This is a genomic window from Micromonospora maris AB-18-032 (assembly GCF_000204155.1).
Classification (GTDB): domain Bacteria; phylum Actinomycetota; class Actinomycetes; order Mycobacteriales; family Micromonosporaceae; genus Micromonospora; species Micromonospora gifhornensis.
This window is the reverse complement of sequence record NC_015434.1, coordinates 4,334,812-4,349,507: the sequence shown is the minus strand read 5'-3', so window position 1 is coordinate 4,349,507 and position 14,696 is coordinate 4,334,812. Positions and strand designations below refer to the sequence as shown.

At 70.1% G+C, this 14,696-nt stretch carries 13 protein-coding genes; 4 read left to right on the top strand and 9 right to left on the bottom strand.

The genetic code is table 11. The annotated features are described in order from the left end of the window. Positions 1-33: 33 nt before the first annotated feature. A complete protein-coding gene (locus tag VAB18032_RS19260) occupies positions 34-1,467 on the bottom strand; it encodes a cellulase family glycosylhydrolase (protein ID WP_013734567.1) in 1,434 nt (477 codons plus the stop codon). Between VAB18032_RS19260 and VAB18032_RS33220 the strand changes: the two genes are divergently transcribed. Continuing rightward, complete coding sequence (locus tag VAB18032_RS33220) at positions 1,466-1,588, top strand: hypothetical protein (protein WP_013734566.1); 123 nt, start codon at positions 1,466-1,468, stop codon at positions 1,586-1,588. The two genes, VAB18032_RS19260 and VAB18032_RS33220, sit on opposite strands and share 2 nt — an antisense overlap. 136 nt (positions 1,589-1,724) lie before the next feature. On the opposite strand, the gene VAB18032_RS19255 is transcribed toward VAB18032_RS33220, so the two are convergent. Next, a complete protein-coding gene (locus VAB18032_RS19255; protein WP_013734565.1) occupies positions 1,725-1,958 on the bottom strand; it encodes a hypothetical protein in 234 nt (77 codons plus the stop codon). Positions 1,959-2,282: 324 nt separating this feature from the next. On the opposite strand from VAB18032_RS19255, the gene VAB18032_RS19250 reads away from it, so the two are divergent. Further along, on the top strand, positions 2,283-3,218 hold the full coding sequence (locus tag VAB18032_RS19250; protein ID WP_013734564.1) for a hypothetical protein: 936 nt from the start codon (positions 2,283-2,285) through the stop codon (positions 3,216-3,218). Between the two features lie 75 nt (positions 3,219-3,293). Beyond that, the gene (locus VAB18032_RS19245) at positions 3,294-3,833 is read left to right on the top strand and encodes a hypothetical protein (protein WP_013734563.1); all 540 of its coding nucleotides are present in this window, start codon (positions 3,294-3,296) and stop codon (positions 3,831-3,833) included. A gap of 28 nt (positions 3,834-3,861) precedes the next feature. On the opposite strand, the gene VAB18032_RS19240 is transcribed toward VAB18032_RS19245, so the two are convergent. After that, entirely contained in the window at positions 3,862-4,593 is a 732-nt protein-coding gene (locus tag VAB18032_RS19240; RefSeq protein ID WP_013734562.1) for an HD domain-containing protein, read from the bottom strand. 260 nt (positions 4,594-4,853) lie between these two features. Between VAB18032_RS19240 and VAB18032_RS19235 the strand changes: the two genes are divergently transcribed. After that, the gene (locus tag VAB18032_RS19235; protein WP_050814632.1) at positions 4,854-5,792 is read left to right on the top strand and encodes an HNH endonuclease; all 939 of its coding nucleotides are present in this window, start codon (positions 4,854-4,856) and stop codon (positions 5,790-5,792) included. A gap of 199 nt (positions 5,793-5,991) precedes the next feature. Here VAB18032_RS19235 and VAB18032_RS19230 read toward each other — a convergent pair whose 3' ends face one another. From VAB18032_RS19230 to uxaC, 6 genes are all read right to left on the bottom strand, one after another. Next, complete coding sequence (locus VAB18032_RS19230; protein WP_013734560.1) at positions 5,992-7,560, bottom strand: pectate lyase family protein; 1,569 nt, start codon at positions 7,558-7,560, stop codon at positions 5,992-5,994. A 102-nt stretch (positions 7,561-7,662) separates the two neighbouring features. Further along, positions 7,663-9,045, bottom strand: a complete 1,383-nt coding sequence (locus VAB18032_RS19225) for a pectate lyase family protein (protein WP_013734559.1) — start codon at positions 9,043-9,045, stop codon at positions 7,663-7,665. Positions 9,046-9,257: 212 nt separating this feature from the next. Next, a complete protein-coding gene (locus VAB18032_RS19220) occupies positions 9,258-10,475 on the bottom strand; it encodes a Gfo/Idh/MocA family protein (RefSeq protein WP_081476158.1) in 1,218 nt (405 codons plus the stop codon). After that, entirely contained in the window at positions 10,472-11,959 is a 1,488-nt protein-coding gene (locus tag VAB18032_RS19215) for a mannitol dehydrogenase family protein (RefSeq protein WP_013734557.1), read from the bottom strand. The genes VAB18032_RS19220 and VAB18032_RS19215 overlap by 4 nt, the downstream gene beginning before the upstream one ends. Then, positions 11,950-13,251 carry an enolase C-terminal domain-like protein gene (locus VAB18032_RS19210; RefSeq protein WP_013734556.1) on the bottom strand — a complete coding sequence of 434 codons (1,302 nt, stop codon included), beginning with the start codon at positions 13,249-13,251 and terminating at the stop codon, positions 11,950-11,952. Before VAB18032_RS19210 ends, VAB18032_RS19215 begins: the two co-directional genes overlap by 10 nt. Then, positions 13,248-14,678 carry a glucuronate isomerase gene (gene uxaC, locus VAB18032_RS19205; RefSeq protein WP_013734555.1) on the bottom strand — a complete coding sequence of 477 codons (1,431 nt, stop codon included), beginning with the start codon at positions 14,676-14,678 and terminating at the stop codon, positions 13,248-13,250. The genes VAB18032_RS19210 and uxaC overlap by 4 nt, the downstream gene beginning before the upstream one ends. Between the last annotated feature and the right edge of the window lie 18 nt (positions 14,679-14,696).

The following is a 14,696-nucleotide window of genomic DNA, read 5'->3' as shown; positions in this document are numbered from 1 at the left end:
AAGATCCCCGGGGCCGCCGTGGCGTGACACTGATCAGCTGGTCGGGAAGTTGTCCGGGGTACGGATGCGCTCCCGCATGAAGACACCGGACGGCGTCAGCACCGAGGTGCCGGTGTAGTTGCTGCCGTTGCAGGTGCCGGGTCGCAGCGCGGCGCTGCCCTCGGCCTTGTCGGAGAAGGTCCAGTTGGCGTAACCGATCTTCAGCCGGTCCAGCAGGTCCAGCCACTGGGTGCTGCTGGCCAGGTCGACACCGCCGTCACCGGTGTAGTCCACGGTGCCGAACTCGGTGACGAACAGCGGCAGTCGGGCCGCCGCCCGCTCCACCTCGGCGCGGTAGTTGTCCCGGTGCGAGGCGGCGTAGAAGTGGAACGCGTACATGACGTTGCTGGCGTTGACCGGGTTGTTGACGATCTCGGTGTGGTTGGCGCCCTCGGAGACACCCAGCGAGGACCAGCCCCGGGTGCCCACGATGACCACCGCGTCCGGGTCGTTGGCCCGGATCACCGGGATGACCTGGTCGGCGTAGTTCTTGATGGTCGACCAACTCACCCCGTTGGGCTCGTTGGCGATTTCGTAGATCACGTTGTTCTTCGACGCGTGCCGGGCGGAGACCGCGGCGAAGAAGGTCTTGGCCCGCTCCAGGTTGAACATCGGGTCACCCGGAGTGAGCAGGTGGAAGTCGATCATCGCGTACATGCCGCGCCGGGTGGCCTCCTCGACCAGGTTGTTCACCCGGTTGGTGAACCCGGCGGGGTCGGTCTCGTAACCCTGCTCCTGCACGTACATAGCGATCCGGAACAGGTCGGCGCGCCAGTCGGTGGCCAGCGCGTCGAGCGAGGCGTTGTTGTAGCAGTTGCCGAACCACTGGATGCCGTGGGTGCTCATGCCGCGCAGCTGGATCGGCCGCCCGTACTGGTTGCACAGGTTGACCCCGCAGACCCGCAGCTGACCGTTGATCTGCACCGGGGTCTGCCCGGTCGGCGGGGGCGTGGTCGGCGGCGGGCTGGTCGGTGGCGGGGTGGTGGGCGGGGGAGTGGTGGTGGAACCGGTACAGGGCACCCCGTTGAGGGTGAACGAGGTCGGCGACGGGTTGTTGCCGGTGAAGCTGCCGTTGAACCCGATGCTGGTGCTGGCCCCGGTGGCCAGGTTGCCGTTCCAACTCTCGCTGCGCGCGGTGACGGCGTTGCCGCTCTGGCTCCAGATCGCCGACCAACCCTGGGTGACCCGCTGCCCGCTGTCCGGGAAGCTGAACCCCAGGGTCCAGTTCCCGATCGCGTCGCCCAGGTTGGTGACGGTGACGTTGGCGGTGAAGCCGTTGGACCAACTGTTCGTCGTGTAGGTCACGGAGCAGCCGGTCGCGGCCATCGCGTTGGCGGCGGGCAACGCCGCGAGCGCGCCGAGGGTCAGCGCGCCGACGGTGCCGGCCGCGACCAGGAGACGTCGTGGACGGGACGGGGGATGCTTCATGGGGGACCGTCGCAATCTGGTCGTGGTGGGTGCGACCCTGCTGGGGGTACGGCTCGGTGTGCGGGTGTGGCTCGGTGGGCGGGTGCGGCTCGATGGTGGTACGGCGGGTCCGGCCACATAGGACGGTGGCCGGGAGCGCTCCCACGAGAGCCTACGTCGGGTCGAAACAATGACGCAATATTTCGATGCATCGAAGTCCGAGCAACGGTCGACGCCCCGGGAAGCGCTCCCCGGGGCGTCGTGTCGGGCGCACCCGCTCAGCTCTGCTCGGCCGCGCGTCGCCGATCGGCCTCGGCGTCCGCGGCACCCACCGGAGTCGGGTCGGTGTCGCGCCGCGCCTCGCTGAGGTCGATGTCCGCGCCCGCCCGGGCGGCATCGGCCGCCGCGTCGTCCGCGCCCACCGCCTCGCCGCCGGCGGTGTCCCCGCCGTCGGCGACCAACTTGCCCGCCGCGGTGACCGCGATCGGGGTGTACCTGGGATCGGTGGTCATCTCGTCCTCCCTCGTGCAGGTGAGGGTCAGGTACCCGCTGGTGGCTCCGGCCACACGGGACGACGCGCCGATCGGTGCGAATGCGCGGCTGGTTGCCCTATGGCAAATGCCACACCTCGTTCCGGCGGTCTGCCCCATTAGTCCGCACCGCCGGATCATGTCGTCGCAGCCTGCACGGGAGTCGACACCAACGGTGGTGAATATGGCCGCCGGCCTGCTCACGTTACGGAATCGGCGCAGCGTGACCGTGCGCGAGTTTGCGCCGGTAACTACCCTGACCCTGATCATGTGCCAGCGAACCTCTCGACTTGACAAGGGCCACACATGAGTGACAGTTACCCGCCGTACGGGGGGCAGCCGGATCCCAACGCCGGGGGCTGGGGCACCCCGCCCGGATCCCCGGTCGGACCGATGCCGCCCGGCTCCCCTGTCGGTCAGCCGATGCCGCACGGCTCCCCGGCCGGTCAGTCCGGCTACCCGTCGCCGTACGGCACGCCGGTCCCACCGCCCCCGCCGCCGTACGGCGCCCCACCGCCGCAGAAGTCGAAGAACGGTCTCTGGCTGGGGCTGGGCATCGGTGCCGCGGTGATGGCCGTGCTCGTCGCCTGCGGCGGAACCATCGGCTACTTCATGCTCTCCGCGGACGACGAGGACAACCCCACGCCGGTGGCCAGCGGCTCGAGCAGCCCGTCGGCCGCCGCTCCGCAGACCTCCGAATCCCCCTCGGCGGCACCGCCGCCCGTGGACGAGGAGCAGCCGGACAACAACAACGCGATCACCGCCCGCAGTTCCAGCGACCTGTCGGCGGTGTGTGACGGCAACCCCGTCCTCAACGCCGCGCCGTACACCAGCGCGAAGAGCGCCAAGGTCTACACCTTCGCCAACTCCCCGGACCGCCCGGAATCCTGGCTGAGCAAGTCGGTCGGCTACAACAAGCCGTACTACGCCAAGGTCGCCGACTGGTCCAAGGTCTCGGTAGTCGGCTGCCTCACCTTCGAAGAGGGCAGCGAGGGCGAGCCGCGCAAGTGTGACTACAAGGACAGCGACGACAAGAAGATCACTGTCGACTATGTCTCCGCGCGCTACACCCTGACCTTCCACAACGCCAAGACCGGCGAGAAGATCGGTGACGGCGGCCGGATCAACGCTCCGGCGATCCGCTGCCCGAGCTTCATCTCCTACAACAAGTCGACGATGAAGGCGTACGCCTCGCCGGACGACGGTGCCATCGAGCTGGCGCTGGACAAGTTCACCTCCTGACCGGTACGCGACCACGGCGGGGACCCGATCGGGTCCCCGCCGTGTCGTTTGCCGCCGGTTGGCAGGCTGTGCGCCATGGGGAACCTCGTCGCGCAGCTGCCCGCCCTGATCGGTGTGCTGGTCGGCACCATCGGCACGATCGTGGCCACGTCGCTCGCCGACCGCGCCCGCTGGCGTCGCCGCCAGGGCGTGCGATGGGACGAGCGGCGACTCGACGCGTACGCCGAATTCGCCCGCGCGCTCAAGGAGGTGCACACCATCGCCAGCCGGCTGATCGGCGGCTACCTCGACCGCGAGCAGGAACTCGCCCTGCTGACCGAGGCCAACTTCCGGCACACCATCGCCTGGGAGAACGTCCTGCTGCTCGGCGACGCCCCGACGGTGACCGCCGCCCGGGCGTGGCGCGACGCGGTCTGGGAGGTCGAACGCCTGGCCCGCGACGGCTCCGCCACCGACGGGCTGCCCGACCTGCTGCACCGTGCCAACGAGGCACGCGACCAGTTCTACGACGCGGCCCGCGGTGGCCTCGGCGTCAGCGGCGGCTCGGTGGCCCAGGCCGCGCTGCTGGTCGACCGGCTCTACCCACGCCACAGCCGCCCACCCGCGCAACGCTGACCCAGCCGGTGCCTCAGTGACGCAGTGTTCAGGCGTGCTGCGCGGGCTGGTCGAGGATGGCGCTGAACCGCTCCTCGGCCAGGTCGAGCTGGTCGAGGATGTGCCGGCGTACCGGCGCGGACAGGGGAGTGTCGGCGCGGGTGACCAGATCGCGGAAGACCGGCACGAGTGGGCGGTACTTGCGCGCCAACGCCTCCACCTTCGGCCCGACCGAGTGGATGACGCCGACACCGTTGTCGGTGAAGTCGGAGACCTTGATGACCCGGGCCCACGGCTCACCGTCGAGACTGTGCACGAGATGCTCGCGGTACTGCTCGTTGCGGTCCCGCTCCGGATCCCACGGCGGATTGGTGACCGCCGCGACCAGCCGCGCCACCCGCGCACCGAACCGGTCGGCGAGCACCGCCAACGCCGCACTGGTCGGATCACCCCCGGTGTACGCCTCACCGGCCAGTTCCGCCGGATGGTCCTCCACCGCGTCGTGCAGCAGACCGGCGACGATCACGTCCGGCTCGCGTACCTGGTAGTGGTGCATCAACCGGATCGCCACCCGCAGCAGATGGTTGACGTACGGCTCCCGGGACCGCCGGTCGTCGCGGTGCAGCCGGGCAGCCAACTCCAACGCCTCACCGAACCGACGCCGGGCGTCGGCATCGAACGCCGCACACTCCAGCCGGAACCTCTCCCGCAGGCCCGGCTCGCCGTGCATCTCGGTGATGGCGTGCATCGGCATGGTGGCCAGATACGGCGGCAACTCCATCCGTCTCTTATATCGGATCTCCACCACCCGACCCGCGCTCGGCGCACGACCGATCTCATCGCTGCCGCGACATGGAGTGCCACCGGGCAGGGTGCGAAGGTTGCGCATGTGCGGCGGGGGTGGGCGGGGTCGCGCCGTGAACAGGGTTCTTCGTGAAATGGTGGCGCGGGGCGGTGGACTGGCCACCCCACCCGAAGTGCTGCGAGTCATTCGGTGGCAGCAGGGCAAGGGGGTAGCGGATAGATCATGTTCGGTGCAGGATGGCCGATGTGAAGACCTTTGTCGGCGTGACGGACGAGAAGTGGTACCGGTTCCTAGCGGCGCGTCCCGGCCTGACAGAGGTTAACTTCTGGCGGCCCTCTGGTGGCAACTTTCGTGCTCTTACGCCGGGTGAGCCCTTTTTCTTCAAGGCGCACTACCCGCTCAATCGGATAGTCGGAGGAGGGTTCTTCAGTGGTTTCACTCAACTGAGGATCTCGGAGGCGTGGGAGTTGTTCGGCGAGGCCAACGGCGTAGCGAGCTTGGACGAGATGCGCCGTAGTGTCGGGCGCTACCGCAAGCAGCCGATCGGGCTCGACGAGGATCCGGTCATCGGCTGCATCTTCGTCCGCGACAGCGTCTTCTTTCCTGATGAATCGACTGTTGGGCCACCGCCGGGTTTCGCATCCAATGTGGTACAGGGCAAGACGTACGACCTCGCCGATCCCTCCGTGGCCGAGTACTTCGGTCTCCTGCTGCACCGCATACTGGGCGTGCCCGTCGAATTGGACCTCAGCGCGCCCTGGCATCGGCCCGGACCGGTGTACGGTGACCCCCGGCTCGCACCGCAACGCCTCGGCCAGCAGTCGTTCAAGGCTGTGGTGCTGGGTGCCTACGGTCGGCGTTGCGCCATTACTGGCAACAAGGTCCAGCCGGTGCTGCAGGCGGCCCATATAAGGCCGCTGCCGCGAGGCGGGGAACACCGGATCGACAACGGCTTGCTGCTCAAGTCGGACGTCCACATCCTCTTCGATCGGGGATACCTGGGCGTGGATCCGAAGTACCGGTTGATGGTCAGTCCTCGGTTGCGCAGTGAATTCGGAAACGGCGACCAATTCTACGCAAAGGCCGGCACGGTCATCGCGCTTCCGCAGCGGCCGATCGATCGGCCCAACGCCGATTTCCTCGAGTGGCATCTGGACACCATCTTCAAGGCCTGACGCGGGACGCCTCGATCGTGATCTGTCTTGGGTAGGCGTAACTGGGCAGATCCTGCCATCGGCTGGCCTGACTCGCCGCGGCTGTCCTCTCGCAGGAGAGCCTGGAGTCGGAGCGAGCCCGGCCGTCCGACGAGGTGATGGGGGCCCGGACGAAACCCGAACCCCCATCCGATCAGATCACCCGTGGCGGCTGATCAGGTCAACCGGCGTACGTCTCGAATTCGGCGATCCGGGGGGTGCCGGAGGAGCTGGTGATGTCGAAGGTGATCTTCCGCAGCGAGGTGGCCGGGAAGGTGATCACGCCGGCCGTGCTGCCGGTGGCCAGGACCGCGCCGGTGTCGTGGTTGAGCAGCCGCCACGACCGGACGTTGCCGACGGCGCCGGAGGCCTCGCGGATGTTGACCCGGGAGACCCGGGTGGCGGTATCCCACTTGATGGAGATCTGGCCGGTCGAGCCGGACGGCGACCAGGCGGTGCTCATGTTGCCATCGCGGACGTCGCCGTAGCTGGTGCCGCTGGCCTTGCTGGAGCCGTCGGAACCGGCCCCGATGCTCAGGTTGGTGCCGCTGGGCTGGCTCGGCGTCGGGGTCGGGCTGGTCGGGCCCGGCGTCGGGGTGGTCGGGCCGGGGGTGGGCGTGGTCGGGTTGCTTGTCGGGTTCGTCGGCGTGCAGCTGCCGTTCGACGTACGGATGCCCTTGTTGGCGCCGGCCGTCTGGCGGACGATGTCCGGCACGCAGTTGGCCGGGTCGAGGCGGTACGAGTACGGGATGCTGACGCTGGTGTTGGAGGTCGGGTTGGGACCGGCCGGGTTGGTGTCGCCGCTACGGCTGGACCAGGTCACGTTGTCGAAGATGTTGCCGCTGACCTGCCAGTAGCCGGCCTGGTCGGTGTAGAAGGTGCCCAGCACGTCCTTGGCGTTCTGGAAGTAGTTGTTCTCCACCTTGGCCTGGGCGCCGGCCCGGGAGTTGATGCCGGACTCGTTGATCCGGGAGAAGTGGCTGTTGAAGATGTGCGCGACACCGCCGCGCAGCAGGGGAGCGCGGGAGTCGATGTTCTCGTACAGGTTGTGGTGGAAGGTGACGAAACCGTTCGACAGGTCGCTCTCGCTGGAGCCGATCAGGCCACCGCGACCGGAGTTGCGCAGGATGCTGTAGGACAGCGTCACGTACTGCGTGTTGTTCTTCATGTCGAACAGCCCGTCGAAGCCCTGCGACTCGCCGCCCGAGGCCTCCAGGGTGACGTGGTCGACCCAGACGTTGCGGACGTTGGCCTCCATGCCGATGGCGTCGCCGCCGTTGGAGGTGGGGGAGCCCGACTTCTTGACGTTTCGGACGGTCACGTTCTGGATGATGATGTTGCTGGCCTCGCGGATGTGGATGCCGATCTGGTCGAAGGTGGCGCCGTTGCCCACACCGAGGATCGTGACGTTGCTGATCTGCTTGAGCTCGATCACGTCGGCGGCGGTGTTGCAGCTCGACCCCGACACCTTCGTGGTGTTGCCGTGGTTGATGGTCCCCTCGACCTGGATGGTGATCGGGGTGCTGCTGCTGGCCCGGTTGCACAGGGCCGCGTGAATCTGGGTGCCGGTGGTGGCGCGTACGGTCTGCCCGCCGGCACCGCCGGTGGTGCCGCCGTTGCGGGTCGCGAAGCCGGTGGCGCTGCCGACGGCCGCCGACGCCTGTGGCGTCATGACGGCCACGCAGACGGCGGCTCCGGTGGCCGTGGTGGCCAGCGCCGCCAGGACTCGTAGCGCGACTGTGCGTCTCATCCTTGCCTCACCTTCCTTGCTGTTGGTGGTGGTGGTGAAAGGAAGGGCCCCTTGTTAACGCCTCCGGTATAGGAGGGGCCCCCTTTTAACAGCGGTGTGCCGCTACAGCGGCAGGCGGTCGGCACCGGCGAGCGGACCGACGACCAGCGGCACCAGCGGTGCCGGCAGCACCGGCCCGTGCCGCAGCGTGGGCGTCCAGCCGGCGTCGGGGCTCAGATCGGGGTCGTGGACGGCGTTGTACGCGGCCACCAGGTCGACCGGACGCGGCAGCCCGCCTGCCGGCGTGACCCAGTTGCCCCGGGTGGTGATGGCGGTGCCGCCCCAGTCGTAGAGCAGGTCTGCGGCGGTGATGCCGGTGCCGAGGGTGAAGTGGTTGTTCTCCGCGTACACCGCGGACTGCACGCCCACGCCGATGGCGTACTCGAAGTCGTCGCCGGCGAGCCGGTAGGCGTTGTTGTAGAGGTCGACCTGCCCGAAGCGCACCCGGGGCAGCCGTTGCAGCGACCCGTCGAACAGGTTGTGGTGCAGGGTGACGTTGAGCCGGCCGACGTCCGGGCCGACGGTGTTGGACGAGCCGATCAGCATCAGCTTGTCCCGCCCGTCGAACCGGTTCCAGGCGGCGGTGACCAGGCTGGCGGTGTGCGTGATGTCCAGCGCGCCGTCGTGCACCTGGTACGGGCGACCGAAGTGGACCGGTTGGGCGCTGTCCGGGTTGTCGCCGTCGGTGAAGGTGTTGTGTTCGATCCAGACGTTCTCGCTGCGGCGCACCGAGACCTGGTCGTACTGGGAGTTCCAGTTGCCGGCCTCGCCGTCGGTGGGGGACCAGGCGGGGAAGCAGTCCCGGGCGTCGTCGAAGGTGATGTTGCGGACGATCACGTTCGAGACCCGGTCGATCATCAGGGTGAGGCCGGTCAGCCGCGCCCCGCGAAGCCCGATGACTGTGGTGTTCGCGCCGACGTTGATCTGCGTGTGCCGGGTCTGGTTGGTCACCGACCGCACCCGGGCTTCCTCGACCGGCCCGCTCGGCGCCACCCGACCCCAGACCGCCGGGTCGTACGCGGCCAGGTACGCCTGTAGTGAGTAACCGGGATCGGCCAGATCCGTGCAGTCCAGCAGCGTGCCGTCGGGGCCCTCGAACCCGTCGATGGTGCCCTTGACGTACACGATCTTTGGGGTGCTGTTTGTGGCGTTCGTGGCGTTGTCGCCACCGAGCGCGGCGACCAGCTCGGCCCGGGTGGTGACCACGTGCACCTGGTCGGCGGTCGCGGTCGAGCCGCCGGTGGTGCCCGGCCCGGCGGACGCCCAGCCGTCACCGGCCGGCAGGGTCTGCCGACCGAGCTGGCGAGCCAGCGGAGACAGGGCCGAAGAGGACAGGGTCGACGAGGACACTGCGGCGACGCCGGCCGGTACGTGGGCGGCGGCGGAAGCGGGTGCGACGGTCAGGGTGAGTGTGATCAGTGCCGCGCCGGCGGCGATTCTGCGCATGGGGTGGGTCCGTTCCTTCGTTGTGTTTCTCGTATGTAACGAAGGCTACGGATGGAGTTTTATGGTGGTCAATATTATTGTTATGCAGTTTTGTTGCATTAAATGTGATCGGCCGGAATTGACCCGACCTGCCCTGGTCGGGAAGTGGCTGGTCAGCGCAGCGCGTCGATCCGTCTCGGATCGTCGATTTGCAGTCCGGTTGCCGTTACCTCCTATTCCGGTGTGGTGACCCGCCACGGCGCGACCGCCCACGCCACGCCCGATTCCGACGGCAGTTCGCCACGCTCGGCGGCGCGACGCAACACCGCGTTGACGCCGCGGATGCGCAGCACCCGCTGGGTGCCCTCGCCGACCGCCTCGACCAGGTCCCCGCCGAGCAGCGTCGGCTCGGGTGCCGCCTGCACCGCGGTCAACACCGCGGTGAAGGCGGCGGTCCGGGCCAGCGGCGCGATCAGCGGCACCCGGCGGTCGGCCCGATGCGCGAGCAGGTTCTCCAGCAGTCCCTGCCGGCCGGGCACCACCTGCGGACCCGCCTCGCCGGGCAACCACAGCCGGTCGGTCGGGTACTCCAGCACCGCCCGGCCACCGGTGCCGGTGACGATCACCTCGCCGGCGATGAAGTCCTCCCCGGCGAGGGTGACCGCGGCGACGATCGGCGGACCGACCACCTGTCGCAGCCGCAGCACCGCCGTGTCGTCGACCTCGATCGGCCGTACCCGGTACCGCTCCACCTCGACGGTGGCCGGCTCCACCGGCTGCCCGGTGACCGCCTCGGCCACGGCCAGGCACTGCATGACCGCGTGCGCGAGCGGGTTGGCCAGCGCGCCGTCGAGCACCGGCCGGCCGTCGAGCAGCCGCCGTCCGGCCCACGGGGCGCGGGCGTAGTACGCGTCCGGCCGTTGCCAGGCCGCGACCGTCGCGATGCCGGTGACCGTACCGAGCCGGCCGGTCGTCGCCGCGTCGGTCAGCGCGGTCAACGCCGCCGAGCCGAGCGCCTGGAACCCGACCTGCGCCACCCGACCGGTGGTCGCCAGGGCACCGGCCAACTCCTCGTGTTCCCCGCTGGTGAGCACCGGCGGCTTCTCCAGCAGCAGGTCGGCACCGGCGGTCACCGCGTCCCGGGCGATCGGCAGATGGGTGTGCGGCGGGGTGCAGATCACCACCACCTCCGGAGCCACCTCGGCCAGCATCGCCCGATGGTCGGTGAAGATCCGGGTACCCGCCGGCACCGGCGCGGCCGGTTCCTCCTCGATCGGCCTCGGGTCGACCAGGGCGACCAGCCGCAGCCGCCCCGCGTCGTGCAGCGGGCCGATCACCCGCCGGTGCCAGCGACCGTGCCCGTTCGCACCGATCAGCGCGACCCGTGGCGCGTTAACAGGGGGCCCTTCCTCTACACCAGGCGTTAACAAGGTGCCCTTCCTTTCCCTCATGCGGCGGTGAGGGTGGGGCGGACGCCGTGGCGGGTGAGGTCGGTGAGCCAGGCGGTCACGTCGGCGCGTACCTGCGCGTCGGCGGCCACCTCGGGCGGGACGACCTCGTCGAGGGCGAGCACCGCGTCGACCGCCCCGGCCGGGGTCTGCGGCGCGTCGGCCAGGGCGGCCCGGATGCGATCCGCGAGCGGGTCGTCCAGCGGCAGCGTACGACCGTCGTCGGCGGTGCCCTGGGCGAACCGGATCCAGGCGGCGAGCACCAGCGCCGCCCAGCGCGCCGACCGGCCCCCGGCGCGCAGGTCGGCGATGGTGTGCAGGATCCGCTGCGGCAGCTTCTGCGAGCCGTCCATCGCCACCTGAAGGGTGCGGTGCCGGATCGCCGGGTTGCCGAACCGGGCCAGCACCTGCTCGCCGTAGTCGACCACGTCGACACCCTGCGGCGGAGTGAAGCTGGCGGCCACGTCCTCGGCGATCAGCCGGCGCAGCACCGTCGCCAGGTGCGGCAGCGCGAGCGCGTCGGCGATCGTCTCGCAGCCGGCCAACGCGCCGAGGTACGCGGCGGCCGAGTGCACCCCGTTGAGCGTACGCAGCTTCAACCGCTCCCACGGCCCGGCGTCGGCGCAGAGCACCGCGCCGGCCCGCTCCCACCCCGGCCGTCCGCCGGGGAAGTCGTCCTCGATGACCCACTGGGTGTACGGCTCGGCCGCCACCGCCGCCAGATCCTCCACCCCGAGCGCCCGCCGGGCCGCCGCGAGGGTCTCCGCCGTGCTGGCCGGCACGATCCGGTCCACCATCGTGCCCGGGAACCCGACCTGCGCGCCGACCCAGTCGACAGCCGGTTGCGGGGCCTGCGCGTACGCCAGGGCATGCTGGACCAGGCCGCGTAGCCGGCGGCCGTTGGCGGGCAGATTGTCGCAGCTGACCAGGGCGATCGGCCCGGCGTCGGCGGCGGCCCGGGCCAGCAGCCCGCGCACCAGCATTCCGGGCACGGTCACCGGCGGCCGGTCGCCGGTCAGGTCGGCCACCAGCGCCGGGTCCGGGCGCAGCGTCCCACCGGCCGGATCGAGCTGGTACGCCTTCTCGGTCACCGTCAGCGTGACCACCCGGATCGCCGGGTCGGCCAGCAGCGCCACCACCGCCTGCGGGTCGGCGGCGGCCAGCCGCACCCCGGCCAGCGCCCCGATCACCCGGGTGTGCCGGTCGGCGGCGGACAGCGTGCTGACGCTGAACAGGTTGTCCTGCGCGGTCAGCACCCGCACCAGGTCGGCGTTGCGCGGCGCCACCCCGACGATGCCCCAGTCACCACCGGCCGACGCCACCGCCTGTTCGGTGTAGACCGCCTGATGGGCCCGGTGGAACGCGCCGAGCCCCAGGTGCAGTACCCCGGCCGGCACGGTGCCGGGTTGGACCAGCGGACGCGCGTCGGCCGGCAGCCGGCGCAGCGCCCCCAGGTCGAGTCGGGACGCGCCCACGGTCACCGCCACGTCGGGCCGTCCGGGAAGCGGAAGGTGGCGATCGAGGACGGGTGCATGGTGGCGCTGTAGCCGGGGGCGGTCGGCAGCAGGTACCGCCCGTCGCGGGTGCGTACCGGGTCGACGAAGTGTTCGTGCAGGTGGTCGACGTACTCGACCATCCGACCGTCCAGGCTGGTACCGACCCGCAGGTAGTCGAAGATCGCCAGGTGCTGGACGTACTCGCAGAGGCCGACGCCGCCCGCGTGCGGGCAGATCGGCACCCCGAACTTGGCGGCCAGCAGGATCTCGGCCAGCACCTCGTTGACCCCGGCGACCCGACAGGCGTCGATCTGCATCACACCGATCGCCTCGGCCTGCAACAACTGCTTGAAGATCACCTTGTTGGCGGCCACCTCGCCGGTGGCCACCCGGCACCGCCCGCCGGTCAACTCGGTCATCGCCCGGGCGATGCGGGCGTGGCCGAGGATGTCGTCGGCGTGCGTCGGCTCCTCGATCCAGTACGGGTCGACCTCGGCCAGCGCGGTCATGTTGGTGATCGCCTCGTCGACGTCCCACACCTGGTTGGCGTCCATCATCAGCAGCGCGTCCGGGCCGATCTCCGACCGGATGATCCGGGCCCGCCGCAGGTCGTCGGCGGGCGGGCCACCCACCTTCATCTTCATCGCCCGCCAGCCGGCCGCGTACGCCTCCCGAGTCAGGGCTCGCACCTTGTCGTCGGGGTAGCCGAGCCAGCCGACCGAGGTGGTGTACGACGGGAAGCCCGCGCGCTCCAGCACGGCCAGCCGATCGGCGAGCCCGTCACGGCCCTTGTCCAGGATGGCGGCGGCCTCGTCCGGGGTCAGCGCGTCGGTGATGTGGCTGAAGTCCACGTTGGCCACCAGTTCGTCGGTGGGCATCTCGGCCAGGTAGCGCCACATCGGCTTGCCGGCGAGCTTGGCGCGCAGGTCCCACACCGCGTTGACGAGCGCCCCGGTGGCCATGTGGATGACCCCCTTCTCCGGGCCCAGCCAGCGCAACTGCACATCGGCGACGAGGGAACGCCAGAAGGCCACCGGCTCGGCGGTGATCTCCTGCACCGTCCGCCCCCGCACATGGTGGGCCAGGGCATCGACCGCCGCGCAGGTGATCTCGTTGCCACGACCGTTGGTGAAGGTGAACCCGGCGCCGGTCGGCCCGTCGTCGGTGCTCAGCTCGACATAGGTGGCCGAGTAGTCACCCCGGTTGATGGCATCCGAGCCGTCGCCGCTGGCGGCGGTGGGAAACCGCACATCATGCACGGTGACATCGGTGATTGTGGTCATTGTTGCCCCTCCCCGAATTTGTAGACCTGCTTCGGCAGCCGGTACGCCAGGTCGACGATGGTTTCGGCGGCCTCGTCCATGGGCAGCCGGTGCTCGGCGACCAGCCGGGCCAGGAAGCCCGCGTCGATGCGGCGGGCCACGTCGTGGCGTACCGGAATGGAGCAGAAGGCGCGGGTGTCGTCGACGAACCCGGCGGTGTTGTAGAAGCCCGCCGTCTCGGTGACGGTCTCCCGGAACCGGCGCAGCACCTCGGGGGAGTCCAGGAACCACCAGGGCGCGCCGAGCAGCAGAGCGGCGTACCCGCCGGCCAGCGGCGCGAGTTCCCGGGTGAAGGTGTCCTCGTCGAGGGTGTAGAGCACCACCCGCAGCCGGGGGTCGTTGCCGTAGGCGTCCAGCAGCGGGGCTAGCGCGTGCACATACTCGGTGACCTGCGGGATGTCGCCGCCGACGTCGCGGCCGTGCCGGGCGTACAGCCAGCGGTTGTGGTTGCGGACCGCGCCCGGGTGCAACTGCATCACCAGGCCGTCGTCGAGCGACATCCGGGCGAACTCCAGCAGCATGTGCGCGGCGAACGCCTCGGCGTCGCCCGGCTCGGCCCGGCCCCGGCGGGCCCGGTCGAACAGCGTCGCCGCGTCCGCGCCGAGGTCGAGGGTACGGGCGGTGCGGTGACCGTGATCGGAGGAGGTGGCCCCGGCGTCGATGAACGCCGCCCGGCGGGCCCGCAGCGCGGCCAGATAACCGGCGTACGTGCCGGTGTCCTCACCGGTGATCTCGCCGAGCCGGTCGACGTTTGCCGACCAGTCCTCGAACTCCAGGTCGACCACGTTGTCCGGGCGGAAGGTGGTGACCACCCGCCCGCCCGGACCGCCCCACCCGTCGGCGGCCAGCTTCGCGTGCCGACCCAGGTCGTCCAGGGGCGACTCGGTGGTGGCCAGCACCTCGATGTTGAACCGTTCGAACAGCGCCCGGGGGCGGAAGTCCGGCTCGGCGAGCTTGGCGGCGAGGGCGTCGTACACCTCGTCGGCGGTGGCCGGGGACAGTCGGGTGTCGACGCCGAAGACCTCGGTGAAGGTCTGTTCCAGCCACAGCCGTGACGGGGTGCCCCGGAACAGGTGCCAGTGTTCGGCGAAGCGACGCCAGATCCGTCGTCCGTCGGTCTCCACCGGGGTGCCGTCGCGGCTGGGCACACCCAGCTCGGACGGGGGTACGCCCTGGCTGAGCAGCATCCGGGTCAGGTAGTGGTCGGGCACGATGAGCAGCTGCGCCGGGTCACCGAACGGCTGGTCCTCGGCCAGCAGCGCCGGGTCGACGTGCCCGTGGGGGGAGATGATGGGCAACCTTGCCACCAGCGCGTACAGCTCCCGGGCCAGTGCGCGTTGGCCCGGGTCGGCGGGGAGGAGCAGGTCTGGTCGGGTCGAGGTGGGCACGGGGTGCGACTCCTGGGG